This window comes from Aminobacter carboxidus (assembly GCF_014863355.1).
In the GTDB taxonomy this organism is placed as follows: domain Bacteria; phylum Pseudomonadota; class Alphaproteobacteria; order Rhizobiales; family Rhizobiaceae; genus Aminobacter; species Aminobacter carboxidus.
In genome coordinates this window covers 106,067-132,333 of record NZ_JACZEP010000011.1, presented here as the reverse complement: position 1 = coordinate 132,333, position 26,267 = coordinate 106,067, and the positions used below count along the sequence as shown (strand labels likewise).

Genomic DNA, 26,267 nt, shown 5'->3' with positions numbered 1-26,267 from the left:
AATCGTCGAGACCTTCGCCGGCATGCTCGGCAACACCAGGCTCGAACCCGACCTCGACGACCTGCTCTGGTCCTTCGTGAACGTCTTCCATCGCGCGGCCGAGCGTGTCGCCCGCAACCTCGACCGCAACGAGGAGGCGCAGCGGTCGAGCCAAGGCGAGCAGGACGGCTCCGAGGTGAAGTCTGTCGAGCTGGAACGGCTCACGGCCGAGGGCATCACCTATATCGAGCGCCGCAACGTGCTGGAAATCATGCGCGACGAAGCCGCCGACCTCTACGAGGCGCAGACGGGATCGGCCTGGCGGCCGCGCACCGGCTCCAAGGTCAACCATCAGACGATGACGTCGGCGGTGATCGACTCGCGCGACTTCCTCGCCGCCCGCCGCCACGCCGAGGCCGAGGTGCTGGTACCCGCCGGCACCAAGATCGCCTTCGCCGGCGGACTTGACTGCAACGATCACGACCGGATTTGGGACGCGCTCGACAAGGCCCGCGAGAAGCATCCGGACATGGTGCTGCTGCACGGCGGCAGCCCGCGCGGCGCCGAACGCATCGCCGCCTGCTGGGCCGAGAACCGTAAAGTCACGCAGATCGCCTTCAAGCCGGACTGGAACCGGCATGCCAAGGCCGCCCCGTTCCGCCGCAACGACCAGCTGCTGTCGGTGATGCCCTACGGACTGATCGTCTTCCCCGGCTCCGGCATCACCGAGAACCTGGCCGACAAGGCCCGCCGCCTCGGCATCCCGGTCTGGCGGTTTACAGAGGCCGGCGCGTGAGCGCCGGTTTCCTTGGCGATGCGCCGACCACGGCGCGTCGCTCCTCGACAGCCGGCGCAGCGCATCATGTTGCTGTGCGCCAGAGGGAGAGGGGGAAGGCAGAGAGACGGGGGCGTTGCAGGAGAAAGGAGAGTCACCATGGCGATGATATTCATAGGCGGATCGCGCGACTTATTCGAGTTGCCGGAACACGCAGTTGCGCGCATCGGCGCGATCGTGGCGGCCGAGCACGGTGTGCTAATCGGCGATGCGCCCGGGGCCGACGCCGAGGCCCAAAGCCTGCTCGCCGGTTACGGCTACGAACATGTCGGCGTCTTCCATGCCGGCAAGGAACCCCGCAACAATCTCGGCGATTGGGCGGCCTATCGCATCCCGCCGCCCGACGGCGCTCAGGGTTTCGCCGTTCATGCAGCGAAGGACCGCGAGATGGCCCGGCGTGCCGACTTCGGCCTGATGGTCTGGGACGGCGCATCGCCGGGGACAGCCCTCAACGTGCTGCGCCTCGCCTTGAACGGATCGCCGTGCGTTGTTTACGACTTGATGCGCGGCATGGTGGCGACCATCCACAATATGGCGGACTGCAGCGCCATGCTGCACAATGCCGGCCCGGACGTTCGCAATGCGGTCGAGGCGCGCATGACGCCGGAGGAGCGGCTGGCGCTGCCTGCCTGAACGCGGCAATCCGCGGGGGCACCGGCGGCGCACGCCGCACGCCCTGACCCGGCCGAAGGCCGACCCTACGCCCCTGTCGCGTCCGACCATCGGTCACCGGTCCTTGCGGAGCAGGCCCGTTGCGGCACCTCCCGTATATTCCCGAGAGAGGTCTTGCCCATCGTCGCGCCGGCGGCAGGGCGGTTGCGAACCTGCAACGCGCGCAGGGGCACTTCGCCTGAACAATGGGTCGCCTGCCGGTGTCGGGGTTTGAAGGGTCCTGCCCGACGCGACCGCGAGCCCGGTTCGTTTGACGGAGGACTTGGGCGGGCAGGGCGTCCGATCGGGATGGTCGGGATCGGGCAGGGTGTTGGAAGGCGCGACGCAGCAGGACAACCCTCCTCCTCGGAACGCAGCGCCTGGCGGTGGGGAATGCGATGGCGACCGGGGAGCGTCGCCTTCGCTCACACCCGGACCATTCCCTTTTCATGTCGCCTTTGTAGAGGACCGCCTGCTTTCGCGGTCAACCCCCGTTGTGGGTACGCTCGACAAAAATTCAGGAAAATTCGATTTCGGTTCTTTGCTGCGGGCCAAGCACTTTCCTTCCCGCAAGCGGGGCCCTTGAAAGTGCGGTCCGCGGATTTGGGCAAATAGAATTTTCCAGAATTTGTGCCGAGTGACCGCAGCAGGTCTGCCCTCTCCTTCGACGCCATCGGGAATGGTCCCGATGCAACCGAAGGAGAAGTACCATGGCCACCACGATCGCAAACCTCACCGCCAAGGCCGACGGCTCGATGGAAGGCGTGTTCGCCACGCTGCGGGTCAACGCCCCGATCACCGTCCTGCCGAACGCCAACAAGTCCCGCGAGGACGCCCCCGACTTCCGCGTCCTCAACAAGCGCACCGGCTTCGAGATTGGCGCCGCCTGGAACCGGGTCTCCCAACGCTCCGGCGAGAACTACCTCTCGTTCAAGCTGGAGGCCCCCGAGATCGGCGTCGTCTTCGGCAACCTCGCTCCCGCACCGGGCGGCGACGAGAACAAGAAGGTGATCCTCTGGAACAACCCGGAGTGAACCGCGACGGGCCGGCCCCACAAGAGGCCGGCCCTCTTTGTGTTCCACACGAGCAGGAGGCTTCCATGAGCCGCTACACCGTCACCGTCACCAGCGACGACCTCGCCGATCCAGACGCCACGATCGGCTACGATGCGCCGCTGCGCACTTTCTTCCTGCAGGCGTTCCCCGACGAAAGCGGCGACGATCTCGCGCTGTGGCTCGGCACGAGCGACCGCGAATTCGAAACCATCGACGCGCTGCACATGGCGGCGTTTTCGAGAGGCTACAGCTTCATGCCGCTGCCCGAGGACGTCACGTCGCAACTCGTTGCCGACCTTGCAGCGGAGGCCGGCCGCCTGCCACATGACGGCCCGCTCGCCGCGTTGCTGCGACATCTGCAATCCAAATAGCCGACACAAAAGGCCCGCGCTGGAGTCCTCCGGCGCGGGCCTTTTTTTGTGCTTGCTTGCCCCTCACCTTAAACGTCGTCCCATTCCGCACACATCACGATAGCCACGTTGCCGCTTCACGCGCGACAGGGCCTCGCGCGCCGCCAGGGCTTCCTCTCCGGTTTCATAGAGGTCGATGCGGATACGCCCGGGCCTGCCGATCCGTCCCCATTCGCGCACGAGGCAGATATCGCCAAACAAGCTCAAGGTTGACGACATACGATAGAACCGCGCCATGTTGCGCGCAGGATCGATGCGGTGGAGATGGATCGCGTCTTCGGTCTGCATGACGTCATCGTTGCGTCCGAGACCGACGCCGTCCAACGCGTTTTATGAATCGATCGGTCTCCATCGATTCAGGATGCTGATGCATCGGCTGCAAGTGCGGCATTTGGGCGAGCCGGCCTGCGGCCGACCGGGCTCTATTCGCGTCGCTCGCGCGCCGCTCACGGAGCCCGCTGATGCGGTCTCCGCCTTCGGTAACGATCCCATCTCGCAGGGCATCAGAGACCGGATCGACCGGCCCCGATGCCACGAGGGGCGACCCCTCGCGCACCCTGCCGGCTGGTCGCCGGATATGGACGCATCCCCTGACGGGGATGCGGGTCTATCTCTCTGACGTCCCAGTCTACTGGCCGCTCCCATCGCCTCAAGGACGCGCGGTCCCGCCAATTTTCCGCCGACGCCCAGAAAAAGGGCGCCGACAGAAAATCGGGACCCCCACGCGCCGCCTCCGGCGGTCGCTTCGCGATCCTTGACCCGATGCTCGACTTGCCCGTCGCCGGGCCTCCGTCATCAAGATGAAGGAGACCATGACATGGCACACAACACTCTCATGCTTGTCGCGCAGCTTTCGGGCTTCCGCATCCTCGTTCTCGCCAACCGCCTCGGCTGTAACACGGACTTGGCGCGCAGCGTGCACGACACTCTCGCAGCGAAGCTTGCGAAAATGATCGACGCGCAGCGCAACATCCTCGCCGCCAATTGGGCGCGTGTCGCTGCGCGCGGGACGGAGGACGAAGAGGACGCCTTCTATGACCTGCACCACTACCAGACGGCGTACTACGAAACCTGGTTGGTCGAACCGATCGCGCTCCTCGACGAGTATCTGGTCGACGATCTCACGAATGAATATTTCGATTTCCACACCGGTCGCTGGCATCATCGCGATGGCGAGGTCCCGATCGCGGTGCCGGTGCCGGCCGACAAGCTCTGCGGTCTCGCAGCTATCATTGCCGAGATCGAGGACATCAGCGGCGCGCGGTTTAGCGTCGACAATGTCTACTACAGCGAGGCCGAAGCCGAGGCGGCGTGGTGGGAAAGCACCGGAGCCAATCCGGACGAGGTTTTCAGACTACCCGAAACCAGCGGCTCATGAGGCCAACGATCGAGGCGGTGCAAGCCGCTTCGATCTTGCATTTCTCCAACACGGGAGGCCGACGTTTTGTGTAGCCGCTCGCCGTCCGGTCGATATCGTCAGTTCCGCCTCCCGTGTCCGGTCAGCCCCGACGTTTCGTTTCCGGCTGCCTCGCCGCGTTCTGCGCCCCGCTGTCCGGCGACAGTTCCTCGACCAGCCTGAGCAGATTCTGTGCCGTAGCCGCCGGCAGGTCCAGCATGCGCATCACAAGCTTGAACCTCGTCTCCGCCTCCTGCTCGGTCTCGCCGAAGAACTGCGGAGCCGCCGCGTAGATCGCTTCGATTGGCGAGAAATCGAGCAGTTCGGCGAGATGCAGCAGCCGGGTTACCCTGAGCTTCGCTCCGGCGCGCTCGTGACGTGCATAGATCTCATGATGCAGGCCGACCATCATGCCAACCTGCTCGCGGTTCAGGTTCTGCGCATCGCGCCGCTCTCGCAGAAAGCGGCTCAGTTTCTCCTCGATTTCGAGAAGACCGCGAATGCCGCCAAATCCCGGCTTTCGCCAGATCGGTTTTCCAGCCTCAGAATCGTCCGTTTCGACAAGGCCATGCCTGTCGATGTAAGTCTGTACGTCCTTGATGGCCATTGTCTGGCTCGCTCGAACCCGCTCGCTGCCCCAACCCGCCAAAAGAGACGGGAAAATCCCCAATTTGGCTCCAAACCCCAAAAATCAGAGCCAAAACGATGGTGTTCCTAGCAGGGATTCGGACACAATATCAACTCGATTCTTGGCGTAGCCCCCTCTAGACCATACGTCGTCAGAATCCGTTCGCGTCCAGATAGTGTCGAATGGCCTTCTCCATGAGGGCCTGCATGGACGTGTCCAGGTTGAAGGACGCCAGCTTCAGCCGCCGCTTCATGTCGCGATCCAGATGGACGTTCACGAAGTGGCTTACCCCCTTCATGCGCACCCGTTTCATCTGGCGCAACGCCTTGCTCGCCTCGCTGGACGTCTCCCCCTTTTTCGGCTCTGCTCCTGCCGAGGGTTCCACGGCCTCCATGTCGGCTTGATGCTCGATCTCCGCGCGTGCGGGATTCACGGCAGCCGCCGGACGCTGTCGGCGCGGTGCGGTCGCGAATTCATCGAGGGTCAGCGTCTCTTTTGCACTCATGCCGCACGCCCCGCAGCCACCTCAGTCGTGAGCATTTCGTCGACCTCGCCGACCAGCGCCTGCGTTTCCCGCCGCGCCTTGGCGATCGCCTCCGTCACCTCCTGCATCTGGAGCGTTCCAATCCCGTTGTGGATGTCCTTATAGATATTGCGCTCGAACACCTCAGTGCGAAACAGGTAGGTCCCGACCTTGTCCTCGATGATCGGCCTGATCTTCCGATAAAGTTCCGCGTGTCGGACGGTCACTGTGATCCGGGTCCGCAGCACGCCGTGCCTGCAATTTCGGCCGAGCACGTCGTTAACGCGAAGCACATTTTCAAAGCTGTCGATGGCCCCGAGCACTTCACGTTTTGATGGCTGGATCGGCGAGATCACAAGATTGGCCGAGGCGATTACCGGATCAACGATCGACGTGTCCTCGCCCGGTGTGTCGATCAGCACGTAATCGAAGACGCCGCTGCTCTCCTCCATCCATCGCTCCAGCCCTCGTGCGGTCTTGTGGCTATAAACCTCGATGCCTTCTGGCTGGGCATCCTTCTCCTGGCAGTCCGACCACCACTTCATGAGATTGTTGCGGGCGTCCATGTCGATCATGGCGACGTGGCCGCCACGCAGGGCGTACTCGCCGGCGATGTTCATCAGCGCGGTGGTCTTGCCAGCGCCTCCCTTGCCGTTGATGGCGGCGATCACGACGGTCATCGGCTTATCTCCCATGAAGATGTGTTTCTACTGACACATGAATCCATTTCCGTGTGGTCGTGGATTCACATCGATATAGAAACACACGAACATGGAAAAACACAATGCTATTGATATTGAAAAATAAGACTAATGCGGGCGTGGGGCGCTAAACAACCATATTTTTGGTTGGCAGGATACGGAAAAATGTGATACATTTTTCCTGACGATCGAGGGACAGGCCCTCGATCCGCGGCCTGCAGAGGTATGGCTGGCGATGGTTCGCAGCATTTCCGAAGCGTCGAAACGGAAGGACAGGGTCGCGCATGTCCGCCTCTCGCCGGCCGAGTTCGATGCGCTGGAGGCGGCCGCGAGCGCCGCCGGGATGACCGTTTCCGCCTTTGTCCGGTCGCTGTCGATGGAGGGCGCCGGCGTGCGGCCGTTTCTCGGGGACGAGGATCGCATGGTGCTCGGCCTGCTCGCCGACGGCATGCGGGCGATCGGCGGCAACCTCAATCAGATTGCCAGAGCCATCAACACCGGCAGAGTCCCGACTGACGGCGACGTCACAGGCAGCATCAAGGATGCGCACAGCGTTGCGACCACGCTCGCTGCCGAACTCGCCGAGATGACACGGCGGTCAGCTGCAGCCCGACGCGGGGAGGGCGCCTGATGGAGTTCTTTCCCGGCGCCTTCGAACGGGAATGGGAGCGCCGTCGCGCCACACTGGTGCATGAAATGCAGCTCGGTCATATCGAAAAGAGCGACTGGGAAGAGCCGCGAAGGGGAGGGATCGCGCGGATCGGCGATGAGCGGCTGGACGGCTTCGGCCGAGCGCGGCGGCGGCAGGGCGAAAACGGGGCGCGGCGGTCGCGTGGTGGTGTGGGCGCGGCCGGCCGCTCGATGAGGACGCGCTTTGGTGCGCTGGCGCGCGGCAGTCAGCCTGCCGTAGTCAAGTTGGCCTCCTACGGCGGCGGCGGCCGTGCCGGCGCGATGATGAGCTATACGTCGCGGGGCGGTGAACTCGCCGTCGAGAATGAGCGCGGCGAAAGGGTGCTCGGAAGGGACGCGCTTGCCGAACAGCGCGCCGAGTGGGAGCATCTCTTCGACAATCGCACTGCCAGCCGGGATCTCGGGGTCTTTCATGTCTCGGTCGATGCAGCATCACTGCGTGATGATGTCGACCAAGATGACCAGCTGCGCGAGATCCTGCGCTCGGGATTTGGTGATCGGCGGTTCATCTACACCGCGCGGAAGCGATCCCCTGACGAGCTCTATGTCTCCGGTATCGTTGTACTGCGCGATGGGCCGGGCGAGCGGCTGACCGGCGACCGGAAAGCTGCCGAGATCGTCCAGCAGCGTTTTGAGGTTTCCGACGCCGGCCGTGATGTCGAGGCGAGCTTTCGGTTCCACGGTTACGGCAACGGCGTAGAGTGGGGCACGGCGCGTGTGCGCGAACTGCTCACTGGGACCGACACGGAAGTTCGTGACGACACCGGGCGGCTAATCGGGGATGCGGCGCTCGCCGGCGATCTTGTCCAGAAAGAATGGCGCAAGGAATTGCACAGCCGCAAGGGCAGGGACGTCATGCATCTGATCGTGTCGGCGCGGGCCGGCACGGATGGGGCCGCGTTTGAAGCAGCCGTTCGCGAGTTCCTGGGCGAACAGTTCGCGGGACATCGCTATGTGTTCGCCGTTCACGATCCGGCGCTCGATCCGAAGGAAATGACTGAGGGCGGCAAGCGGCCACACATTCATGCCCATGCGATCGTCACCATGCGCTCGGAGACCGGTGATCGGATCGTCACCAGCCCGCAGATGTTCCGGGAATGGCGCTCCGTGATGGCGGAAAAGGCGCGTGAGCAGGGGATCGACATGGAGCTGACTGATCGTCGCGAGTTTGCCAGCGCACCAGCGTACACGCGCAACCAGGTCCGGCCTGTCAGCTATCGCGGCCGCACCGAACACGAAGGCACGAGCTCAGCCGCGCATAGCCGCTATCGGGCAAAGCGCTCGAATGACATTGACTTCGCGACCACCGACCGCAGCCGGCAGTACGCGGCAACAGCGGCCGCGGCCTGGAGTGATCTTGCCAATGAGGCTGGCGGCTCGCGCGAGGGCGCCTTTGCACTGCGTCAGATCGGTCGCTTGGAAGGATTTACGGAGAACACCCAAAATGAGCGTATTTTCGTAGATAACCAAAGCGAATCTGTCAAAAACATAGCCAATATGATAGAGTTGGCTGAGTTCGTGAACGGTGAGGATGGACAGATGCGAGAGATGACGCGTCCGGAGTTCGAAGCCTATGAAAATCGTGTGGAAGCAGTCCTTGCCTCGGTGGAGCAGACGATCGACGCAACGGATCGCGCCGATTTCGAGGAGGTCGCCGCGGCGGCGCGCGAGGTGGTGGACATCCGTCGCGAGTATCTCGAATTCACCGAACGCCAAACCGATCGTGAGGGCGGGCAGGAACCGCGCGACTCGCGCGACGGTCAGCATGAGGATCCCAATGCCCAGTGGGATGCCGCGGTCGCGCGGTTCGGACTGGAGGCGGTCGAAACAGCGAACGAGGTTCTCGTCCAGGTTAGTCACTATCGCGAGGGGCTTGAGCGGATCGAAACAGGTGAGCTGCCGCAATCCTACACGGCGAGCTATCGGGCAGGGCTCGAGCGGGAAATCAACCGTGCCGCCGAAATGGCGATCGATGGCGACAACCAATATATGCGCGAAGTCGCGAAATCGGATCAGGAGCTGCAGCGTACGATCGATCAGATCGAGCTGTCCCGGGTCGAGAACAGGCGCAGCGACAGGGGAGAAAACAGCGATCAGAAAGCTGATTCAATCGACGCCGACGCGAAGCGCCGGAATGACGGCGCGCCTGGCGGGTTCCAAGGTGCTGCCGAAGCCGAGCAACATCGCGATCCGGGTCAGGAGGTCCGTTCGACGCCGGAGCACGATGACCAGATCGTCGAGCAGCAGGCGACGATGCCGTCCGAGCAACGAACAAGGCATCCCGATGATCGATTCGTTGAAAGGAAACCGACCCTCGACGTGGAACTTGCCAGATCCGATCCGCCGCAGCAGCATGTGCCGCGTCTTCGCCAAATCGAACTGGAACTCGAGGAGCGTCATGACCGCGATCGCGACGATCGCGAGAGGTAGGAGTTGGTCATGAAGAATGACAACTGGCCATATAAATACGGCCCGCCTCCAGACGAGTTGCCAGAAAACGACCACGGCTGGCCCGGTTCTTGGCTCTTGCTCGCCTTTCTGTTGATCGCTCCGCTCATTTACTTCGGGCCCCAGCTCGGCAGCGTCGAAGCGTGGATTGTCGATCTCTACCGTACGGTCGAAAGTTGGGTGGCTCCCGTCAGGGAGTTTGTGTTCAGCTAGGACGCCACGGCCCAAGCACAAGCCGCGTCCGAAGGCAATGATGGAACTAAGTCGCGAGCTGCACGAACTAGTCTGGTCGATGCCAATGACGGAGATTGCCCGGCGGTCCGGCGTGTGCGATCAACACATCGGGAGGCTTGTGACGGCGCGGAGGTGGCACGCCCTCTCGCTTGCTATTGGCAGAAGGTCGAGCACGAAAAACGCGTGACCTGTGATTATTCATGGAATGATGTCTGTTTGAAGGGTGATTTTCGTCCAAACGAGGCTCTGACGCGATCTCGATGATCATGCTGGTGCCGTCAACGTCGAGCGCCTCTTCCTAGTCCGGACCTTGGCGCCGTGGTCGAGCAACCGGTTGAGCCGCCTCGTCAAGACGCCGAAGTTGCATTTTCTCGACAGCGGGCTACTCGCGACATTGCGCGAGGATGAGGACGGAGCGCTGCAGCAGGATCGGACGCGCTTCGGCGCCCTGCTCGAAACCTTCGTCGTGTCGGACTTCCTTAAGCTCGCATCGTGGTAGGAGCGACGCGTCTCCTTCTCGCACTACCGGACCAAGGACCAGGACCAGGACGAGGTCGATGTCGTGATCGAAGATCGTCGCGGGAGGATCATCGGAATCGAGGTAAAGGCAAGCGCAACGGTGCGGGCGCAGGATTTTCGAGGCTTCGTCAGCTGCAGGAAGCGGTGGGCAATCGCTTCGTGCGTGGACTCGTACTCCATGACCATGATCGGGTGACGCCGTTTGGTGAAAAGCTGCAGGCCGCACCGTTGTCACTTCTCTCGCGGCCCAGACGGCGCAACCGCCTAGCGGCTACGTTTCGGGGAAGTTGGCGCGCAGATAGTCGTTGGCGGCCTCGGCGGTTGGGAATGTCCCGAGTTCTTGTGGTTCTTCGTCCGGCCGCTGCGATTGCCGGATCACCAAGACCTGTTCTGCGTCGAGACAGACACTGGGACGCTCACGGAACTTAAGCCACTCCGCCTGCTTGGCTTCCGCCAATGCACACGCCGCATCGTAGTTTTCGGCGACGCCGAGATATGTTGAACGGTCCCACGCCCCACCATTCAAGCACCGGACCTCGATTCGGCCGTCCGACAAGGTGATGCCGTAGGGACGATCCCACCACGCATCGAGTTGTTGATTGCTTCGCGTGTCGTTCGGGGTTGCGTCAAATGTCTTCGGCAGCTTGGGGTCCAGCGGAATCCGGTTCGACATTGTGTCCTCTGATCAGCGTGACATCGCCCACAGACCGGGCGCTAATGATTATGCAGCTTCCCGGACACTAACCTCGACATGCAGGCCGACCGCGACCAGCATATTGACGAGGGTGTCGAGGGCGAACAGGTTGATTTTGCCGCGCAGAAGATCGGACACGCGCGGCTGCGTCACGCCGAGTTGGCGCGCGGCTTCGGCCTGGGTCCAGCCCTTTGCCCGGATGTGCTGCTCCAGCGCCATCATCAGCGTGGAGCGGAGCTTCATGTTCTCCGCTTCGGCCGGCGTGTCTTCGATCGCGTCCCAAACACTTGCAAAAGTTTCGTTGCTCATTGGCCTAATTCCTTCACCAGATCGCCGTAGCGTTTCGCGGCAAGGTCCAAGTCCGACCTGCTGGTCTTTTGCGACTTCTTCTGGAAACAGTGTAGCACGTAGACGGCCTCAGCGAATTTGGCGACGTAGATGACCCGGAACGCACCGGCTTCGTCCCGAATCCTGATTTCCTGGACGCCCTTCCCGACGGTGCCCATTGGCTTCCAGTCGGCTGGGGCCTGCTCGTTCTGTACCTTGTCGAGTTGATAGCCCGCTTCACGCCGTGCCGACTCGGGGAAGGCGCGCAAATCATTGAGGGCGCTGCCCCGAAACCTAAGCACTTTCATCGGCGGAGTATACAAACTTTTGTATGCTTGGCAAGGAGCCAACTACGCGATCACCAAGAACGGCATGTTCGCGCTCTCCAAAACAGAACGCGATGAGAGTGGAGAGAGTCAGCTCGCCTCGGCCTCGGCGATCTCCAGTTCGTCTGGAATGGTCTCGTCGAACACGCGAGCCCAACTGCCTTGCTTTACACGCTGGTTTCCGGACCTGGCCGGAGCCTTGGTAAGAGCCTTCAGTTTCCGGGCGGCTTTTGCGAAACGAGCATCGAGTGGACCAGGCGTTGCTTTCGCTGCGGCCTCTGCTCGCAACTGTGCCTTGGCCGGCGCGACCGCTCTTGTTTGGCGCCTGTCGCCAACATCAGCGGGTTCGGCCCAAGCGGAAAGTTCTCGACCGGCACGCTTTGCCTTGTCCGGTGCCTGGGCACCCTGGACTTCAGTTTTCGAGATATTCGTGCCTTCGCCAGCATAGGCAGAAATTGTTGCCGGTACGGGCCGCTGTGGCAGGAACTCGGTTGTCGGCACGTCCGGCACATGTGTCTGTGAGAAGCTCTCCATCTCCCGGAATGGCATCGTCCGGAAGAAGCGCAACTTGTCGGCGAAGATCGGCCCTTGCCCTTCGGCCAGGATGACCATCTTGTCTCCCGGCATCTGCCGCACCTCCTGTGGCATCATCAGGTCGCGCTCGCGCAGTTGCTCAACCTTGGTGCGACGATGCAGGCCCATCAGCTCTATCGTGCGGGATTCGGTCTTGTAGCGGACGGTGCGTTTGCCCAGGCCTTTCGAAACAGCTTCGGCTGTTACCTGATCGTTGGCGCCGAAGACCAACTGGTAGCCGCAATTGCCCATGAGCGAATGCCGGGATGTCTCGCCATAGATCTCGTCCAGGTTCTTCAGGTCCTGAATGACGAAGGCCATCTTCATGTTGTACCCGGCCACGTAGGGCAGCTTGGTCGTGATCTCGCTCATCTTCTTCAACTGGCGGAACTCGTCGAGCAGGAAAAAGACCGGAACCGAACGCTCTGCTTTCTCGAGCATCAGCGTGTCGAGAGTCTGCTGCACGAACAGGGCGAGCAACGGTCGTAGCAGCGTGATGTCGGTGACATTGGGAGCGAGGTAGATCGAGATCGGGCGGCGCTTCAAAGCGCGCAGGTCCATGTCGGTCACCGATGTCGCTGCCACAACGCGCTCATTGCGGAACGGCCGCAGCGCTTTCTGGATGTCGAGGAGCGCCGAAGCGGCGGCCCGCTCGGAGAGGGCGATGTAGGCGTTGAAGCTCTCCATCGTAAAGCGAGACAGATAAGGCTCACGTTCCTTGATCAGCGTCATCATCGCCTGAAGGTTTGCGCCGCTGTTGAAGAATGACGTGATCTCGCCGAGGGTCCGGTGTCCTTCATAATAGATGCTTTCGTTGACGTAGCTGATTGCGCCGGCGATGACCTGCTGTGCGGTAGCCTGCCAGATCGAATTCTCGGATTCGGTGACTTCCGGGACGAGGATCGAGGCCATGTTCTGGATATCCGTGGTGCGGTCGCCGCGGTCCGGCCGGATGAAATCGAGCGGATTGTAGCGATGCGACCGTTCCGATCCCGGCGCGAACAGGAAGACCTGACTACCCCTGGACTTGCGATAGCCCGCTGTGCTGCGAAAAATCTCGCCCTTGAGGTCGGTGACGATCATCGAGCCTTCATGCGAGAGCGCGTTTGGGATGACGTAGCAAGCCCCCTTCCCCGAGCGGGTCGGCCCGATGATCAGGTGATGCCGATCGTCGTCTACGCGAAGGACCTGGCGACCGAAACGACCGAGGATCTTGCCCTTTTTCCTGAACCATCCATCACGATGGAGCGTCGTCGCGGTCTGGAATCGGGCATCCCCGAGGGGGCTCGAGTTCGGTCGAAAGCCTATATACGCGACGATCCCAGCGACAAGAGCCGCAGGCACAAGAGCGCCGAGCGCCACGACGCGCAAGACGCCGCTATCACCATAGATGAGAAGCTGCTGAAATGGAGCAAAGGGGTTTGTGGTGATGGTTGCCTGCAGGATCCGACCATCGCCATACAGCAACTGCAAACCAAGACCGTAAGCCAACAGCCAGATGGTAAAGGCGACGGTCAGGCAAAAGCCGAAATAGAAGACGCGGAGCGACCCGGTCATGCCGCATCCGTCCGTCCGCGAGCGAAGAAGATTTCAGAGACGCCGCGTCTGCCCCCTTCCCTGCGCAACTGGATCACGATCGGAATGACGCTCTGGATGTAGGAGATGAGATCGGCTTTCGGATAGGCGGCCGATAAGCCCGACTGCATCACCATCATGGCGAGCTGCTCGTAGGCGCCAAGGGGCGTATCGGCGTGCACAGTCGACATGGAACCTGGATGACCCGTATTGATCGCGCGCAGAAATGCGAATGCCTCCGATCCTCTCACCTCGCCGACAAAGAGGCGATCCGGTCGCATACGTAGCGAGGCCTCGAGCAAGGACTGGATCGTCACATTGGCCGTTCCCTGGTCGCCACGAGAGGCGAGCAAATGCACCGCATTTTTCTGCGGTGGGAAGAGCTCCCGCGTATCCTCCAACGTGATGATCCGCTCATGCGGATCGACCGATTTGAGGCATGCATTGAGGAACGTCGTTTTGCCGCTTGAGGTGCCGCCGCTAATCAGGACGGACACGCGATTGACGATAGCCGTTCGAATGAAACCGTAGATGTCCTTGGCTGACAACTGGTCGATCAAGGCGTGATCGGTCTCGCTTAGACCGCCGACGGCGACCGTCACCTGATCGAGCGATCCCTGATCGCGATAGTCGTCGAGCGTGAAGTTGCTGATGACTTGCTTGCGAATCGAAACGGCGCCGCCATTAGCTGCCGCGGGTGGCAGGACAACCTGTATCCGCTCTCCCGTCGGAAGGGCGGCGCTGAGAATGGGACTGGACCGGTTGATGAACTGATTGGTAGTGGCCGCGACGCGCTCGCCGATGTTGACGATCTCATCGGCCGTGAGCTCGGGCATCTCATAGTGTTCCATGTTGGCCGAGCCCAACCGCTCCACATAAACCTGGCCCGGCGAATTGATTGAGATCTCGACAACCTGGCTGTCATCGAGAAATGGCCGCAGCGGCTCGAGCGCCCGGTTCAGGAAATGGTGTTTCTGCTCGGCGGCGAAGTTAGTCGAGATTACGTTCACGACGGATCTCCCTCAGTGCCTCGGTGACGGGATCCTCGTACATGGCGGAAAAATCGAGGTCCTGGCGGACGAAGACGAAGATGCGCTCGCCTTGGCTGACGCTGATCGTCGGTGGAATTCGCAAGGAGTCTCCCAATGCCTGGTTGGCCATGTCGGAGAAGGTCTGCGCGAGGGTTTCACGGGCGAGCTCCTCAGCGTTCTGCGCATCGTCGCTGTCTCCCGCCGCCGCCTCGCTACCGTAACCGGTTAGGTAGCTGGCGCCGGCGCCGACGATTGAGAGCAGAATGGCTGCGCCGAAGCGCTCGCGAAACTTCTTGTCGACGCGCCCGGTCAGGCCGGCACGGCCCAGACTGTCGGCGCCGATCGAGTTTAGCCGGACCGACACGCCGTCATCGCGCAGCATGCGGGTCCAGACCACGAAAATTCTCGTCTGACCCCGCGTGATTTCGGACTGGTACTCACCGATGAGCCGGGTGCCGGTGGGGATCAGAATGCGTCGACCGTCAAACGAATAGACGTCCTGAGAGACGATCGCCCTCACCTGCCCGGGAAGGTCGCTGACGATAGCGGTCTCTAATATTCCAGGGATCAACGTGCCTTCAGGAACGAGTGCGTCGATACGTTCAATCTTTCTCGCCTTGGCGCCGCGGTCGCCGATGCTGGAGGCTGCGGCGAGGAACTTGCTGCTGCGATCCTCACCGGCGACGGTCAGCCCCTCTCCCTCGTTGCCGGTCAAACTGCCTTGTCCGCCGGCGGTCGCATTGTCGACCACGACCAGTTTCGAGCGGAAGCGCTCGGGGAATTCTTCAGCCGGCGCATCGACCGCTTCCGGCGGCGGCGGCGTTCCGGGAACGGGCGGCGGTGGCACCTCGAACTCGGTCGTATCGGCCTCTTCGGCCGGAGGAGGCGGAGGCGGTAGCGGCGGAATCTCGACGATCTCCGGCGCCGGAGGTTCCGGCTCGGGCTCTCCCTCGCGCACGAAGGATGGAGGACGAAACGTTGTGGTGGTGAACTCCTCGTCGCCATCGAGCATGTCGCGAACCGGCGGCTGCCGGCCGGCAAGAACCATATAGCCGGCGACGACGCCGAGCAGGAGCAGGACTGCGCCACCGACGAGCTGCTTTCGACGAACGGCGTTGTCGGCAATGACGGGGTCGTCGCTCTGACCAAGGGCCTCGAGTTCAGGGGAGCGCTTCATCAGTTTCCGCTCCGACGCCGGCGTTTGGCCTTGTCATCTTCGACTGGCCCGAGGATTGCCGGATCGGGCGCTGCGAAATCCGGCTTCCTGAGATTGAAGATACAGATCCACTGATCGCCATCACGCAGAGTGAACTGGGTCGCCGTCCCGTCGACGACGATGTACTCCCCTTCCCTGCGGAAGTTTCGAAGCGTTTCGGAGAAATCCGAATTGACCGCGAAGATCGCCGGCACGCGTCGGTCGAATTTGAAGAAGGTCTTGTTGCCGTCATCGAAGACCATAAGCGGCTTCAGGCGCGCATCACCCGAGAACGAATAGTCGATGTTGACGTTGGCCTTGTCGATGCCGGAGATGTTCGGCCAGGCAGCTCGTTGTTCGGCCTCCTGTCGCAAAGCAGCGTTGAGATTCTTCTCCGGGTAGTGGAAGCGGATTCCAAAAACCTTGCGGCCAGCCTCGGGCGCGAAATCATGCAGTTCGAGATAGTAGATGCGCTTGTCGGTGACGATGTTCATGTTCGTAACGACGTCCTTGGCGATCGGCTTGACGAAGAGGATGTTGCCCTTCTCGGCCGGGACGACCTGCCAACTTTCCGTGTCGCCGAGCGAAATCGTTTCAAACTTCTCGTCCTCGTCGAAGATGATCATGGTCGAGATGCCGTAGGTCGCGAAAACCTGGACGACGTTGTTCTCCTGGTAGGTGACGCTGGTCACGCGCGCGTCGAGCGAGCCGCCCTTTGGAGTCTGTGCTGCTAACGCCGGACAAACTGAGGCAACTACAATCAGCGCAGCCGTAAAAGAGCCACTCCTCATTGGGTATCCCCCGGCGTAACGGTCTCCTGGTCACGGCGATACGCGTAGACCTGGAAGCCGAGAGGGTTCTCGAAGCGCCATTCGTTGCGGACCGGTGTGTCGGTATAGCGGAAGCGCACAACGGAGATCCAATGACGGACGATCGATTCCGTGTCGCTCCGTTCGTTGGTGGAGAACCTGACGATCGCCGTGCTGGTGTTCGGGAACGTCACTGATTTGATCTCGACCAGGACCCGCTTCAGCCGCCCATAAACCTTTGTGGGGTTCTGTGCATTGGCCGCGCTGTGGAGGGTCTGCAGTTCCCGCGCCGCCTCGTCCGCGGAAAGGAGCGCCGCGATGCCAAAATTCTCGGTGATGGCATAGGGATCGTAGCCCTCGCGGGCGCGGATGTAGCGCACGACATTGGCCTGCGTGACCGCCTGCTGTTCGGTGAGATTGGCCGGCCGCGTCAGACCCGACTTGACTTCGATATAGCCTGTGGTCTGGTCGACGGTAACGACATAGGGCTCGAAGCTCTTCAGCGGCAGCATCAGCACCACGGCGAGCAGGCTGAGCAGGGCGATCCCGGCGAAGACGATCGAAAAGAACCAGGCGACGCGCGCTGAACGCTTCGCCCGCTTGATGATCTCCTGCTCCCAGATGTCGCCTTGCTGGAAATAGGACCGCAGCGCGGATTCGGATTTGTCTGCCATCCCTGCCCTTTTCTTTTTGTTCGGGATCCAACATCAACCTGCCGTCAGGTCTGCCGAGGCGTTCCATTTGACGTGATCGCGCGCTGCATGGAGGCGCCCGCGCCATCCTGCCGAGGTGAGTGGAGTCGGGCCTGGACGCGATGCACGGCAGCCCGTGTCTGGCGTGCCGATTGCCCAATCGCTTCGCGCCCGAGATAGACGCCGCGATAAGCATGTCGGCGCGACTCGTGACCGATGGCGGTTGCGAACGCCCCAACGATGCCTTGCGCTAAGGACTGTACTTGGAAAAGCACGAACGCGCCGGCGATGCACAGCATGATGAAGGCAGCGAAGTCGCTGAGCTTCAGTTCGCGATTGCCGGAGATGCTGTCGATCGTCGTCAGTTCCGGTTCCATCGCCGCGATCAGGAATGCGGCGATCACGTAAACGAACAAAGGAATCATCGCATAGAGCAGCGACTGATTGAGCCAGCCGACGGCATAGTTACGAGTCGAATCAAAGAAGAAGCACGAGATGAAAATCGGCGCTGTGCCGAGGAGAACCCAGAGGATCACCTTCGCAAGAACCAGAATCCCGAGGGCGATCGCGACGAAGATGCCGGCGAACAGCATGATGACGATACCTATTAAAGCGGGCAGAACGGACAGATAACCGGCCTGTTCAGAGAAGGCCGCTGCGGCGGTGTTCGCGGTTTTCCAGATTTGCGACAGCCCGTTCGTGGGTTCGGTAACGCCGGTACCCGACGCCGCCAGAATGGCGCGGCCGGCCGCCTCCGGCACCGTCGTCAGCCAGTCATAGACAAGATCGTTGAAGTTCGACCATGTGCCGACCAAAATGAGAATGACGAATACGCGCACCAGCCGACCAATGATTTCGGCGACGCTGAGGCGGGAAGTCCCGAGGAAAAGCTGCACGCCGTAGAACAGGACGGCAAGGACGAAGAGCAGGCGTAGAAGCGGCTCGAGATCCTGGCTCAGCGTCTCGTAGGCGCTCTGTGAGAAATTCTGCCCCGACGCATCGATCCGATCCAGCAGTTCGCCAATGAAGTCGTCCACCGCCCTGCCCTATTCTTCGTCGCCAGTCGCGAAGCCCTGGATCGCCGCCAATGCCGCAGCCCTGTCCGCGTTGACCGAAAACATCGGTCCGCATTCGTCCCCGGTGCTGGCATAGCTCGACAGATTGGCCGGTCGTGTGCACGGCGCCGTCTTCTCGCGCGGTGTGCCGCACCCGCTGGAGAGAACGGCCAGTGCGAACACCAGAGCGTTCGAGATGCACTGCCGCCCTCTCATTCGTACCGCAGCGCCTTTTTGGTGTTCGACATGTCGGTCAGCTTGCGCTGGTTCTCGGCGTGCAACGACTGCACGCCGGCGTTCAGCACGCCGATCATTTCGTTCAACGTCAGGCCCGTCTGGACCTGGAGCTGCGTGTTCTGGTCGATAGAGCCTTTGATATCCTCGGCCTTGCCGATGTCGCCGCCGGCGGTTTCGAGTGCGGAGCGGCGGGTTTCGACCGCAGCTTGAGAACCGGTAATCAGAGCCGACACGCCCATCACCGTTTTCATGAGCTCCTCATAGGATTTGTCGCTGGCCAGCGAGCTGTTGTCCTTGCCCGAAAGAGAGCGCACGAGTTGCAAGCCGTTGATGAAAAGCGTGGCAGCTTCGACCACTTTGGGATCGAGTGAGCCGAAATCGGCGATCCCACCCTTCAGGATGCTGTCGAAGGACGGCATGGAGGAGACGCTAAAACCGTTGCCGATCGCGATATCCTTCAGGGGACCAGCGTCGCCCCCGCGGTCGCCGGTGACCGCCTTCAGGGTCTCCTCGACCGTTGTGAGGATTTCCTTGTTCGTATCGAGAATCTTGCCGGTCTTTTCAGCGGTATCACGTGCGACCGCGTAGTTGGTCTTGTCGATGACCGGGATATCGGCTGCTGCCGGCGCTATGCCTGCGCCGACGAACGCCAGAATTGCCAACGAGCGTTTCATGTCGATCTCCATCATTGAATATCGAGGAGCAGCTGCGCCTGCGCGTCGATGTGTTGAACACATGCCTTCGCGTCGGCGTCCCAGACAAAGCCTTCGCGCCCGTCGCAGAAGCCAGCCACTGGCCGATCGTCGCCTTCGTTGCCCGTCTCATACCGGGTCGATCGGTTTGTGCCGGACAGGTCGCCTAGCGTCATGGCGTTGGTGGAATTGGTGAGATCGGCGAAGGCCGTACTGAGCAGGATCAGCCGATTGATGAGCTCGATGTTCGCGTTGCGCGCGCCCGAATTGTGATCCCAGCTGTCCTGGATCGTGCCCGAACTCATGTCGCCAAGTTGCGTCAGCCAGGACGTGACATCGCCGGACCCCTCTCCGATCGCCGCGGTCAGGCCCATTGCGATCATGGTGCTGGTCCGGGCGCCCGCATAGGCGCCGCCGCCGCCATAGTTGACCGGAATGCCCGATTTGTCGGAGCCGCCGAAGGCAGGCAGCCACTTCCGGGTTATGTTGGCGACATAGCCCTGCGTCTCCTTGAACGGCGGGATGCCGCCATATTTGTTCACGTTCCCCGCGCCGGCATTGTATGCGGCAAGCGCCAGCGAGACATTGCCGTTGTACTTTCGAAGCTGCTGCTTGTAGTAACGCGCGCCGCCGCGCAGGTTCTGATCGATATTGTAGGGATCGACGCCAAGGTCGCCGGCGGTTCCCGGCATAAGCTGGGCGAGGCCGATCGCCCCGGCACCGGACTTTGCACAAGGATTGAAACGGCTTTCCTGGTAAACGAGCGCCAGGAACTGGTTTTCGTCGACGCCTTCTTCCCGCGCGATCCGACGAACGAGGCCGGCGATCGCAGGATTTGCATTCGCCGCTGCCACCGGATCATCCTTTCGGCCTGGCCGGTACATTGAGCAGGTCACGCTCTGATTGTTGACGTAGCGCTCCTCGTCGACCTTCTCGATCTCGCTGGTTTTCCGGTCGCGATCCTCGCGCTGGTCGAGGACCGTATTGTCGATGGTCGGAATGTCAGCAAGTGCCGGTGATGCTGCAAACACCAGAAGCATGGAAACAGGCCGAATCATGCTGGAACCTCCCAGCCGCAGAAAACAGGCAGCCACTTCGCCGGATCGTCACCGAGTTGCGCGCGAAGTGCTGCGCATTGCTCGATCGTTTCCTTGCGGCCGGACATCACGCGAACGAGATCCGGCATGGAGGTGAGGTCGAGCCTGGCGATGACGGAGTCGTTGCCGTGTTTGACCAAAAATGTCCGCCGCTCGGGCGGAGTGTTGCGAATGAAGGCGTACTCCTTGGCGGTCAGTCCGAAGCGCCGGATGTAGCTTTCCTCGTCCGCGCGTGGATTGGGGAAATGTAGATTGGTCGCAGACTGCTCGATCAGCGTGTGCGATTGCGGCGAGCGTGCGATGTCAGCGGCCGACTGCGTCCCGAACCCGACGATTCCGTTGAGCTTTCGGATCGTCTTCATCTTGTCGACGATGTAATTGGAGAAGACCGGATCCTGCAGAAGCTTCCAGCCCTCATCCATGAAGATGAGAACCGGCTCGCCGGTGAGCAGCTCGTCCAGCCGATGGTAAAGGTACATGAGCGCCGGCGTGCGCACGTCCTGATTGTCGAGGATGTGCGTCATGTCGAAGCCGAAAATTCGGCGGCCCGAGAACGACAAGACGTCCTGCGGCGCGTTGAAGAGCCAGGCCTTCTCGCCCTCGAACCATGGACGCAGACGTGACTGGAGATCGTTGGCGTCGGAGCGTGCGCGGCCCATCAACAGGCCGGAAAGATTGGTTAGAGTGCGCTGCTCGACCGGCTCCTGGCAGATGCGCCCGATCGCCCGCTCAAGCGTGTCCTCTTCTTCCTGGCTGAACCCGTGGCCGTCGGCTGGGTCGAGCATGGCCTTGAGCAGGCGGTGCAGGAACTCGCGATTCGTCGCGTTGTTCTCGAGTTGCAGCGGATTGAAGCCGGTCGCCACGCCCGGCTGAAGCACCTCATAGTCCCCGCTAACCGCACGAATGAAGATCTCGGCGCCACGGTCCTTGTCGAAGAAAACGGCGCGGGGTTCCGGCGAGATCCGGAAGGCTTGCGCAAGCAGGAAGGTCAGCGCAACGGTCTTGCCCGACCCGGTCGGACCGGTCACCAGAAAATGGCCGATGTCGCGCTGATGGAAATTGAACCAGTAGGGCGTCTGCGACGTCGTTTCGAGGATCGAAATCGGCAGTCCCCAGTGGTTGCCGCGAATCGAACCGGTCGCGAAATTGTGCAGCGAGGAGAAGCCGGAAAAATTCGCGCTCGACAGCATGCAGGAGCGCGCAATGTAGGCGTGGTTGCCCGGCAGCTGCGCCCAGAACGAAGCCTCCATGTTGAGGTCTTCGCGCAGCCAGTTGATGTTCATGTCGGTGAGACACGAGCCGAGTTCGGCGACGGCCTTGTCGAGTCCAGCGAGATCGCGCGACAGGCACAAAAGGCTGAAATGATGATAGCCGAAGACGGCTTCCTGATTGAGCAGGCTGTTCAGCGCGAAATCGATATCGGTCTCGACGGTGCTGCCCGATTCATCTGACGCGTGGATCTGGCGCTGCAGCCGGGAAATGCGCTCCTGGGCGATTGGCTTGTCGGCAAGCGTGAACGACTGGGTGCAGATGAACTCGTGATTCATCTGCAGGAGACCGTCGAGCATCCCAGGTCCGGAGAAGGGCGGATATTCCTTGATCGACAGCATCGCGCCGAAGCGGTTCTCTGCCTCGGTCGGACCCTGCGCCTGCAGCGTCCGCTTCGAAAAATGCAGGCGCGACGTGCCGACATAGCTGCGGATGCCCATGCGCGGCAGGCGCATGTCGCGCGAGATGCCGCAGGTGAGCAGGGTGTTGATGAAGGCGCAGGGTTCCGAATAGGGCTCGCCATCCCGGTAAACGACGCCAAGCGGACGCGCGCCGTACTTTTGCAGCTCGCGCGTGACGTTGCCCACGATCTCTTCGAGTTCGTTGATGCGTTCGTGCAGGCGCTGCTCGAGGACCTCTTTTCCGGAGGAGCGGTCGAGCAGTCGCGAAAAACCTTCGGCGGCGCCGAGCGCGCCACGCATCCCGGAACGGACGATCGTGAGATAGAGTTCGTTGGTGAACATGCGCTTGTCGCGCAGCGATGCCATATAGCGCGTGTTCAGAAGTTCGCAGAACGGGTCGGAGAAGGCTCCGCCGATCGAGGGCTTGACCTCCTTGCGGATTACCGTCGACCAGAGCGAATAGCGGCTCGAGCCGAGCGCTCGGATCAACGTGTTCTGGACAGCCGCACGCATATTGAGCTCGGCCTGATCTTCCGTCTGGAAAAACAATCCATCTAGCTTGATCACCGACAGGATCGCACTGCTTTCGAGCCGGATGACGGTGTCGGCGACATGGCGCAGATACGGAATGTGGGTCGACATAAGCCGCTCGCGCCGGCGCTCACGTCCAAATCCCAGCTCTTCGGCGACGACGTTCAACATGGTCAGGGCCCGTATGAGTTCGTGCGCCAGAACAGCCGGTTCGGCGTGCGCGGTGTGCGGCGACCGACGACCTGAGCGAGATCGAGAATCCGGATGTCGCGGCTGCAGAAGGCGAAGAGCGCGAGATAGATCAGCGGCGCGATCAGCGCCGACCAGAAGCTCGTGCTCACGAGGAAGGCGATCAGCGTGAAACCGACGATGATGTAGAAGGCATTGAGAGGGATGCCCCACATCATTGGCGGCCGTGTCAGACCGATCACCAGCGGCGTCAGATGGGGTTGTTCGTCGGTGAGCTCGCCCATGGCTCAGTTCCCCACGGCCGCGATCATCTCGTCCACGATCGCCGGCGCGCCAAAGACGAGGCCAATGCCGAGCACGACTGCGCCGGCGGTGAACCAGGAAAGGCGGCCGGCGAAAGCAAGGAAGCCGAGCGCGATCACCGCGATGATGGCGAGAAGCCGACCGAACGGCCCGGTGATGAAGTCCACGATCATCTGGACTGCGGTTTCCAGCGGCGCAAAGGCGCCAGAGGATTGCGCCAATGCCGGCTCTGCAAACACCAGACAGATGGTCAGCATCGTGGCGAACGCAATCGGCATTGGCACTGACCCCGCAGCGGGCGAATAGGAAACGTCGTTCATGGTGGCCTCCGGCTAAAAATGCATGACACCGCCGACCCATTGGCGGCGTTCGCGCGACGTGATGACTCCGCTGGCGGGGCTTGATCGCTGCTCATCAGCAACGTCACGCGGCTTGCTCGCAGTCGCACCGCTTCCCTCAAGACCCATCTGAATGTTGAGGACTTCGGCGACATACCCGATCGTTTCCTTGAAAGGCGGAATGCCGCCATGCTCGCGCACGCGTTCCTCGCCGGCGTTGTAGGCAGCGGCGACGAGAAGCGGATTGCGGAATTCGTCGGCTAGTTCGCGCAGGTAGCGGACCCCACCATCAATGTTTTCTTCGGGATCGCAGATATGGGTCACACCGAAACGCTCGGCCGTCGCCGGCATGAGCTGCATGGGTCCACGCGCGCCTTTGGGCGAATTGCGCAGCCGATCGAGGCGGCTTTCGGCGGTCACAACCGCAACGGCGAATCCCGCATCGACATCGTGCCGTTCTGCCGCCTCGATCACGAGGCGGGTGATCTCAGCAGGCGTTGCCGGAGACGGCCCGCACTCCGGCGTGCCAGGCTGAATACCGCTATCAAAATGACTGCCGTCGGATTCGAGCCCGACGACCTCGGCTGCTGGCGCTCCGATCAGCTCCGGCGCCTGGTTTTGGGGAACTACTATCTGACCACCCTCTCCCAGCACGTAGTCGTCAGGCAGCCGCGCCCAGCGTGCTTCGGCTACGGCGTCAGCGGACGACGGAACATCATCATGTTGTCCATTTTCTCGAGCCTTTTGGCGCTCGAGAAGTGTGGACGCAGACAGTTCGGACGCCAATGCGGCCCGGCCCGGGCTAACGCATATGCTCGTGAGGATTGTCACGGCCAGAAGCGGCGCTATCGACGGTGATTTTGCTTGCGTCGCCATGGGTCCGCATCCAAGCCTTGACACGACAGATGCTCGAATGGTTAGGCGACAGAAAAAACAATGTCAATTTGATTGTGATTTTTCTTGCAAAATGGAAGGAGGCAGGTCAATGTCGAGCACGGCAACAACCTGGAGGCGACTGCAAATGAGACGAGCGGCCAGTTGCCTGGCGGCGATCGGCGCATGCCTGCCGGCCTATGCGGCCGGGCCGGTGGACGAAACCTATGTTCGTTCGCTCGCGGCACCCGGGAAGACCGTCCTGGTCATGGAATATTACGACGGCCAGGGGAACGTGTCGGAGCGCAAGGGCTATGCGTCGGCTTCCGGATTCAGGGCAGTGTCGCCTACTGACTTCCGCGTCGACGCGAATCTGAGGGTGCACCTCTACGGGATCGAGCCTTGCGCGGGCGACATGGTCAATCGCAAGGAAGGATTTGCCGGGTCCTGTGACGACTACGCTCGCCAGGGTCTGGCAACGCTGCTCCAGTCGCCCCGTGTGATCTACTGCCGCGCCTTTGTCAGCGAGACCGGCGCGCAGGCGCAGGACGCAACCTGCTACGGCTACTACAACTACCCGGGCAGTCTGGACAGCGTCGACATGTTCGAGGAGCAGTTGGTCTCGCTCGGCAGCCACCGCATAACAAGGAAACCTGACGGGACACCTGCAAGAGCCGACCTGAAGGAGGCCGAGGATATTGGCCGCCGCGGCTATGGCATGTGGGCCGACCCAAGGATCGCGAAGCAATGAAGTCCCCTGCCCTCCTCCTGGCGCTGACGTTCGGTTCGATGCCGGTGATGGCCGCACCGCCAGAGGGTTACTTCGAGCTGAAACCAGGCGTGACGCTCGACAGCGGAGACAGCTGGCAGGACAACGGCCGACGCTTCCGCCTCTTCGGCGCGCAGGCCTGCCTGCGCGGCACAGCCTATACCGATAAGTCCGCCGCTCGTCGCGACTGCGGGGAGGCCTCCTTGGCCGTGTTGGCCGCCTACATCGCAGATACGCATCCCGTCTGTGCGCAAGTCGCGCGATCGGCCGGAACGGTCTTCGTGTCCTGCTATGCAACGATCGGGACAGACCGGCTCGACCTCGCCAATCTGATGATCTCCTCCGGCTTCGCCTTCGCCTCCCTCGACGGACGCGGCCTGCCCCATCACCCACCCTACGCCGTGATGGAACAAGCCGCGCGGCAAAAGAAGGTGGGTCTCTGGCAATTCGACGATGTCCAGCATCCGGCGATCCTGCTCGGTCAAAATGCAACCGGCGGAGGCACGTCGCCGTGAGGTCAGCCGCCACATCGAGCGTCGTGGCTCTGCTAATGACCGCCCTTTCCTCTCCGGTCCATTCGGCGGACGTCCTGCGCGATCAGAGACGATCCTTCGTCGAAGCTGGATCGCTTCCCAAACTGGGTGAGGCAACAAGGATCTCCGGCCGGACATCTGTCATCGATGGGCGAACACTTTGGTTCCCAAAGGGTGGGCACAAGGTGCGGCTGGCATCGATCGACGTCTGCGAGCTCCCGCAATGGTCCTACGATCCTCGCCGCCACGGCGAAAGCATGATCCCGAAGCCAGTGCCATGCGGTCCTCTGGCGAAGGGGTGGTTGAAACGCACGGTTGGCAATGCACCGGTCGATTGCCGCGTTCGGGTGTACGATGCCGATGGCGCTCTTGTCGGCCGTTGCACGGTGCGCGGCCGCGATTTGGCCCTGGAGATGCTGCGCGTCGGTTGGGCTCGGGTGATGTCGCCGGCGCCAGCTGAATATCTCACATGGGAAAACCACGCGATGTCGGCCCGGTACGGCATGTGGGCCACCTATGTGCTCGACATGCCGGAGTGGCGACGCAAGGCGGTGGACCGGACGCTTGCAAGACGCCCGATCGCTGATTTCAACCTGCTTGCCGAACGCGAAAACGAAATCTCCCCACCGTTCGAGGATGCCCGCACGCGCCCGAAGCGAACAGATCGATAGGCTGATCGAAGGAGACGT

Annotated in this window: 33 protein-coding genes; 14 read left to right on the top strand and 19 right to left on the bottom strand. The window is 61.8% G+C overall.

Annotation, left to right across the window (positions count from 1 at the left end; genetic code table 11):
- The 4 genes from IHE39_RS25185 to IHE39_RS25170 form a co-directional block, all read left to right on the top strand.
- Window positions 1-775, top strand: a 775-nt coding sequence (locus tag IHE39_RS25185) for a DUF2493 domain-containing protein (RefSeq protein ID WP_192568407.1), incomplete at its 5' end; no start/stop codon positions are given.
- Window positions 776-913: 138 nt separating this feature from the next.
- Window positions 914-1,447 (top strand): hypothetical protein, encoded by a 534-nt coding sequence (locus IHE39_RS25180; protein WP_192568406.1) that lies wholly within the window; start codon window positions 914-916, stop codon window positions 1,445-1,447.
- 728 nt (window positions 1,448-2,175) lie between these two features.
- Window positions 2,176-2,499, top strand: coding sequence for a DUF736 domain-containing protein (locus IHE39_RS25175; RefSeq protein ID WP_192568405.1), 324 nt, complete (start codon window positions 2,176-2,178; stop codon window positions 2,497-2,499).
- Between the two features lie 65 nt (window positions 2,500-2,564).
- On the top strand, window positions 2,565-2,891 hold the full coding sequence (locus tag IHE39_RS25170) for a hypothetical protein (RefSeq protein WP_192568404.1): 327 nt from the start codon (window positions 2,565-2,567) through the stop codon (window positions 2,889-2,891).
- A gap of 63 nt (window positions 2,892-2,954) precedes the next feature.
- On the opposite strand, the gene IHE39_RS25165 is transcribed toward IHE39_RS25170, so the two are convergent.
- A complete protein-coding gene (locus tag IHE39_RS25165) occupies window positions 2,955-3,218 on the bottom strand; it encodes a WGR domain-containing protein (protein WP_192568403.1) in 264 nt (87 codons plus the stop codon).
- Window positions 3,219-3,747: 529 nt separating this feature from the next.
- Here IHE39_RS25165 and IHE39_RS25160 point away from each other — a divergent pair.
- On the top strand, window positions 3,748-4,308 hold the full coding sequence (locus IHE39_RS25160) for a hypothetical protein (protein WP_192568402.1): 561 nt from the start codon (window positions 3,748-3,750) through the stop codon (window positions 4,306-4,308).
- Between the two features lie 121 nt (window positions 4,309-4,429).
- Here the strand turns inward: IHE39_RS25160 and IHE39_RS25155 are convergent, their stop codons facing one another.
- From IHE39_RS25155 to IHE39_RS25145, 3 genes are all read right to left on the bottom strand, one after another.
- Window positions 4,430-4,933 carry a helix-turn-helix domain-containing protein gene (locus IHE39_RS25155; RefSeq protein ID WP_192568401.1) on the bottom strand — a complete coding sequence of 168 codons (504 nt, stop codon included), beginning with the start codon at window positions 4,931-4,933 and terminating at the stop codon, window positions 4,430-4,432.
- 172 nt (window positions 4,934-5,105) lie between these two features.
- Window positions 5,106-5,459 carry a hypothetical protein gene (locus IHE39_RS25150; protein ID WP_192568400.1) on the bottom strand — a complete coding sequence of 118 codons (354 nt, stop codon included), beginning with the start codon at window positions 5,457-5,459 and terminating at the stop codon, window positions 5,106-5,108.
- Complete coding sequence (locus IHE39_RS25145) at window positions 5,456-6,157, bottom strand: ParA family protein (protein WP_192568399.1); 702 nt, start codon at window positions 6,155-6,157, stop codon at window positions 5,456-5,458. The genes IHE39_RS25150 and IHE39_RS25145 overlap by 4 nt, the downstream gene beginning before the upstream one ends.
- Before the next feature lie 256 nt (window positions 6,158-6,413).
- Between IHE39_RS25145 and IHE39_RS25140 the strand changes: the two genes are divergently transcribed.
- The 5 genes from IHE39_RS25140 (at window position 6,414) to IHE39_RS31290 (ending at window position 10,265) form a co-directional block, all read left to right on the top strand.
- Entirely contained in the window at window positions 6,414-6,809 is a 396-nt protein-coding gene (locus tag IHE39_RS25140) for a plasmid mobilization protein (RefSeq protein ID WP_192568398.1), read from the top strand.
- Window positions 6,809-9,298 carry a relaxase/mobilization nuclease domain-containing protein gene (locus IHE39_RS25135; protein ID WP_192568397.1) on the top strand — a complete coding sequence of 830 codons (2,490 nt, stop codon included), beginning with the start codon at window positions 6,809-6,811 and terminating at the stop codon, window positions 9,296-9,298. Before IHE39_RS25140 ends, IHE39_RS25135 begins: the two co-directional genes overlap by 1 nt.
- 9 nt (window positions 9,299-9,307) lie before the next feature.
- On the top strand, window positions 9,308-9,529 hold the full coding sequence (locus IHE39_RS25130) for a hypothetical protein (RefSeq protein WP_192568396.1): 222 nt from the start codon (window positions 9,308-9,310) through the stop codon (window positions 9,527-9,529).
- 355 nt (window positions 9,530-9,884) lie between these two features.
- On the top strand, window positions 9,885-10,049 hold the full coding sequence (locus tag IHE39_RS31295) for a DUF4143 domain-containing protein (RefSeq protein ID WP_491844522.1): 165 nt from the start codon (window positions 9,885-9,887) through the stop codon (window positions 10,047-10,049).
- A gap of 63 nt (window positions 10,050-10,112) precedes the next feature.
- A complete protein-coding gene (locus IHE39_RS31290; RefSeq protein ID WP_491844521.1) occupies window positions 10,113-10,265 on the top strand; it encodes a hypothetical protein in 153 nt (50 codons plus the stop codon).
- Window positions 10,266-10,340: 75 nt separating this feature from the next.
- On the opposite strand, the gene IHE39_RS25120 is transcribed toward IHE39_RS31290, so the two are convergent.
- The 9 genes from IHE39_RS25120 to IHE39_RS25080 all read right to left on the bottom strand — a co-directional run bounded on the left by IHE39_RS25120 (window position 10,341) and on the right by IHE39_RS25080 (window position 18,328).
- Entirely contained in the window at window positions 10,341-10,742 is a 402-nt protein-coding gene (locus tag IHE39_RS25120; RefSeq protein ID WP_192568395.1) for a DNA-binding protein, read from the bottom strand.
- Window positions 10,743-10,790: 48 nt separating this feature from the next.
- On the bottom strand, window positions 10,791-11,072 hold the full coding sequence (locus IHE39_RS25115) for a helix-turn-helix domain-containing protein (RefSeq protein WP_192568394.1): 282 nt from the start codon (window positions 11,070-11,072) through the stop codon (window positions 10,791-10,793).
- Entirely contained in the window at window positions 11,069-11,398 is a 330-nt protein-coding gene (locus IHE39_RS25110; RefSeq protein ID WP_192568393.1) for a type II toxin-antitoxin system RelE/ParE family toxin, read from the bottom strand. Before IHE39_RS25110 ends, IHE39_RS25115 begins: the two co-directional genes overlap by 4 nt.
- A gap of 108 nt (window positions 11,399-11,506) precedes the next feature.
- Window positions 11,507-13,546 (bottom strand): type IV secretory system conjugative DNA transfer family protein, encoded by a 2,040-nt coding sequence (locus tag IHE39_RS25105; RefSeq protein WP_192568392.1) that lies wholly within the window; start codon window positions 13,544-13,546, stop codon window positions 11,507-11,509.
- Window positions 13,543-14,574, bottom strand: coding sequence for a P-type DNA transfer ATPase VirB11 (gene virB11 / locus IHE39_RS25100; protein ID WP_192568391.1), 1,032 nt, complete (start codon window positions 14,572-14,574; stop codon window positions 13,543-13,545). Before virB11 ends, IHE39_RS25105 begins: the two co-directional genes overlap by 4 nt.
- Entirely contained in the window at window positions 14,555-15,772 is a 1,218-nt protein-coding gene (gene virB10 / locus IHE39_RS25095; protein ID WP_192568390.1) for a type IV secretion system protein VirB10, read from the bottom strand. The genes virB11 and virB10 overlap by 20 nt, the downstream gene beginning before the upstream one ends.
- Complete coding sequence (gene virB9 / locus IHE39_RS25090) at window positions 15,772-16,581, bottom strand: P-type conjugative transfer protein VirB9 (protein WP_192568389.1); 810 nt, start codon at window positions 16,579-16,581, stop codon at window positions 15,772-15,774. The genes virB10 and virB9 overlap by 1 nt, the downstream gene beginning before the upstream one ends.
- Window positions 16,578-17,273: a VirB8 family type IV secretion system protein gene (locus tag IHE39_RS25085; RefSeq protein ID WP_192568388.1), complete on the bottom strand. Its 696-nt coding sequence runs from the start codon at window positions 17,271-17,273 to the stop codon at window positions 16,578-16,580. Before IHE39_RS25085 ends, virB9 begins: the two co-directional genes overlap by 4 nt.
- Window positions 17,274-17,317: 44 nt before the next feature.
- A complete protein-coding gene (locus tag IHE39_RS25080; protein WP_192568387.1) occupies window positions 17,318-18,328 on the bottom strand; it encodes a type IV secretion system protein in 1,011 nt (336 codons plus the stop codon).
- Between IHE39_RS25080 and IHE39_RS31110 the strand changes: the two genes are divergently transcribed.
- Entirely contained in the window at window positions 18,315-18,443 is a 129-nt protein-coding gene (locus IHE39_RS31110) for a hypothetical protein (RefSeq protein WP_343070128.1), read from the top strand. The genes IHE39_RS25080 and IHE39_RS31110 overlap by 14 nt on opposite strands.
- 115 nt (window positions 18,444-18,558) lie before the next feature.
- On the opposite strand, the gene IHE39_RS25075 is transcribed toward IHE39_RS31110, so the two are convergent.
- From IHE39_RS25075 to IHE39_RS25050, 6 genes are read right to left on the bottom strand one after another with little or no spacing between them, the layout of a single operon-like run.
- Window positions 18,559-19,257, bottom strand: a complete 699-nt coding sequence (locus tag IHE39_RS25075) for a type IV secretion system protein (protein WP_192568386.1) — start codon at window positions 19,255-19,257, stop codon at window positions 18,559-18,561.
- 11 nt (window positions 19,258-19,268) lie between these two features.
- Window positions 19,269-20,333: a lytic transglycosylase domain-containing protein gene (locus tag IHE39_RS25070; RefSeq protein WP_192568385.1), complete on the bottom strand. Its 1,065-nt coding sequence runs from the start codon at window positions 20,331-20,333 to the stop codon at window positions 19,269-19,271.
- Window positions 20,330-22,744: a VirB4 family type IV secretion/conjugal transfer ATPase gene (locus IHE39_RS25065; protein ID WP_192568384.1), complete on the bottom strand. Its 2,415-nt coding sequence runs from the start codon at window positions 22,742-22,744 to the stop codon at window positions 20,330-20,332. The genes IHE39_RS25070 and IHE39_RS25065 overlap by 4 nt, the downstream gene beginning before the upstream one ends.
- A gap of 2 nt (window positions 22,745-22,746) precedes the next feature.
- Window positions 22,747-23,046 carry a VirB3 family type IV secretion system protein gene (locus IHE39_RS25060; protein ID WP_106573224.1) on the bottom strand — a complete coding sequence of 100 codons (300 nt, stop codon included), beginning with the start codon at window positions 23,044-23,046 and terminating at the stop codon, window positions 22,747-22,749.
- A 3-nt stretch (window positions 23,047-23,049) separates the two neighbouring features.
- Window positions 23,050-23,343, bottom strand: a complete 294-nt coding sequence (locus IHE39_RS25055) for a TrbC/VirB2 family type IV secretion system protein (RefSeq protein ID WP_246485633.1) — start codon at window positions 23,341-23,343, stop codon at window positions 23,050-23,052.
- 54 nt (window positions 23,344-23,397) lie between these two features.
- Window positions 23,398-24,279, bottom strand: a complete 882-nt coding sequence (locus IHE39_RS25050; RefSeq protein ID WP_246485629.1) for a lytic transglycosylase domain-containing protein — start codon at window positions 24,277-24,279, stop codon at window positions 23,398-23,400.
- Between the two features lie 109 nt (window positions 24,280-24,388).
- On the opposite strand from IHE39_RS25050, the gene IHE39_RS25045 reads away from it, so the two are divergent.
- The 3 genes from IHE39_RS25045 to IHE39_RS25035 are packed head-to-tail and all read left to right on the top strand — an operon-like array spanning window position 24,389 to window position 26,249.
- Window positions 24,389-25,027, top strand: coding sequence for a hypothetical protein (locus IHE39_RS25045; RefSeq protein WP_246485628.1), 639 nt, complete (start codon window positions 24,389-24,391; stop codon window positions 25,025-25,027).
- A complete protein-coding gene (locus tag IHE39_RS25040; RefSeq protein ID WP_192568382.1) occupies window positions 25,024-25,560 on the top strand; it encodes a thermonuclease family protein in 537 nt (178 codons plus the stop codon). Before IHE39_RS25045 ends, IHE39_RS25040 begins: the two co-directional genes overlap by 4 nt.
- A 35-nt stretch (window positions 25,561-25,595) precedes the next feature.
- Window positions 25,596-26,249, top strand: a complete 654-nt coding sequence (locus IHE39_RS25035; protein ID WP_192568381.1) for a thermonuclease family protein — start codon at window positions 25,596-25,598, stop codon at window positions 26,247-26,249.
- The last annotated feature ends 18 nt before the right edge of the window (window positions 26,250-26,267 follow it).

What these genes read in the sequence shown, in the direction of transcription:
- IHE39_RS25180 (WP_192568406.1), top strand. Translation starts at nt 914, where the DNA reads ATGGCGATGATATTCATAGGCGGATCGCGCGACTTATTCGAGTTGCCG.
- IHE39_RS25175 (WP_192568405.1), top strand. Translation starts at nt 2,176, where the DNA reads ATGGCCACCACGATCGCAAACCTCACCGCCAAGGCCGACGGCTCGATG.
- IHE39_RS25170 (WP_192568404.1), top strand. Translation starts at nt 2,565, where the DNA reads ATGAGCCGCTACACCGTCACCGTCACCAGCGACGACCTCGCCGATCCA.
- IHE39_RS25165 (WP_192568403.1), bottom strand. Translation starts at nt 3,218, where the DNA reads ATGCAGACCGAAGACGCGATCCATCTCCACCGCATCGATCCTGCGCGC.
- IHE39_RS25160 (WP_192568402.1), top strand. Translation starts at nt 3,748, where the DNA reads ATGGCACACAACACTCTCATGCTTGTCGCGCAGCTTTCGGGCTTCCGC.
- IHE39_RS25155 (WP_192568401.1), bottom strand. Translation starts at nt 4,933, where the DNA reads ATGGCCATCAAGGACGTACAGACTTACATCGACAGGCATGGCCTTGTC.
- IHE39_RS25150 (WP_192568400.1), bottom strand. Translation starts at nt 5,459, where the DNA reads ATGAGTGCAAAAGAGACGCTGACCCTCGATGAATTCGCGACCGCACCG.
- IHE39_RS25145 (WP_192568399.1), bottom strand. Translation starts at nt 6,157, where the DNA reads ATGACCGTCGTGATCGCCGCCATCAACGGCAAGGGAGGCGCTGGCAAG.
- IHE39_RS25140 (WP_192568398.1), top strand. Translation starts at nt 6,414, where the DNA reads ATGGTTCGCAGCATTTCCGAAGCGTCGAAACGGAAGGACAGGGTCGCG.
- IHE39_RS25135 (WP_192568397.1), top strand. Translation starts at nt 6,809, where the DNA reads ATGGAGTTCTTTCCCGGCGCCTTCGAACGGGAATGGGAGCGCCGTCGC.
- IHE39_RS25130 (WP_192568396.1), top strand. Translation starts at nt 9,308, where the DNA reads ATGAAGAATGACAACTGGCCATATAAATACGGCCCGCCTCCAGACGAG.
- IHE39_RS25120 (WP_192568395.1), bottom strand. Translation starts at nt 10,742, where the DNA reads ATGTCGAACCGGATTCCGCTGGACCCCAAGCTGCCGAAGACATTTGAC.
- IHE39_RS25115 (WP_192568394.1), bottom strand. Translation starts at nt 11,072, where the DNA reads ATGAGCAACGAAACTTTTGCAAGTGTTTGGGACGCGATCGAAGACACG.
- IHE39_RS25110 (WP_192568393.1), bottom strand. Translation starts at nt 11,398, where the DNA reads ATGAAAGTGCTTAGGTTTCGGGGCAGCGCCCTCAATGATTTGCGCGCC.
- IHE39_RS25105 (WP_192568392.1), bottom strand. Translation starts at nt 13,546, where the DNA reads ATGACCGGGTCGCTCCGCGTCTTCTATTTCGGCTTTTGCCTGACCGTC.
- virB10 (WP_192568390.1), bottom strand. Translation starts at nt 15,772, where the DNA reads ATGAAGCGCTCCCCTGAACTCGAGGCCCTTGGTCAGAGCGACGACCCC.
- virB9 (WP_192568389.1), bottom strand. Translation starts at nt 16,581, where the DNA reads ATGAGGAGTGGCTCTTTTACGGCTGCGCTGATTGTAGTTGCCTCAGTT.
- IHE39_RS25085 (WP_192568388.1), bottom strand. Translation starts at nt 17,273, where the DNA reads ATGGCAGACAAATCCGAATCCGCGCTGCGGTCCTATTTCCAGCAAGGC.
- IHE39_RS31110 (WP_343070128.1), top strand. Translation starts at nt 18,315, where the DNA reads ATGAAGTCGTCCACCGCCCTGCCCTATTCTTCGTCGCCAGTCGCGAAG.
- IHE39_RS25075 (WP_192568386.1), bottom strand. Translation starts at nt 19,257, where the DNA reads ATGAAACGCTCGTTGGCAATTCTGGCGTTCGTCGGCGCAGGCATAGCG.
- IHE39_RS25070 (WP_192568385.1), bottom strand. Translation starts at nt 20,333, where the DNA reads ATGATTCGGCCTGTTTCCATGCTTCTGGTGTTTGCAGCATCACCGGCA.
- IHE39_RS25065 (WP_192568384.1), bottom strand. Translation starts at nt 22,744, where the DNA reads ATGTTGAACGTCGTCGCCGAAGAGCTGGGATTTGGACGTGAGCGCCGG.
- IHE39_RS25060 (WP_106573224.1), bottom strand. Translation starts at nt 23,046, where the DNA reads ATGGGCGAGCTCACCGACGAACAACCCCATCTGACGCCGCTGGTGATC.
- IHE39_RS25055 (WP_246485633.1), bottom strand. Translation starts at nt 23,343, where the DNA reads ATGCCGATTGCGTTCGCCACGATGCTGACCATCTGTCTGGTGTTTGCA.
- IHE39_RS25050 (WP_246485629.1), bottom strand. Translation starts at nt 24,279, where the DNA reads ATGGCGACGCAAGCAAAATCACCGTCGATAGCGCCGCTTCTGGCCGTG.
- IHE39_RS25045 (WP_246485628.1), top strand. Translation starts at nt 24,389, where the DNA reads ATGTCGAGCACGGCAACAACCTGGAGGCGACTGCAAATGAGACGAGCG.
- IHE39_RS25040 (WP_192568382.1), top strand. Translation starts at nt 25,024, where the DNA reads ATGAAGTCCCCTGCCCTCCTCCTGGCGCTGACGTTCGGTTCGATGCCG.
- IHE39_RS25035 (WP_192568381.1), top strand. Translation starts at nt 25,596, where the DNA reads ATGACCGCCCTTTCCTCTCCGGTCCATTCGGCGGACGTCCTGCGCGAT.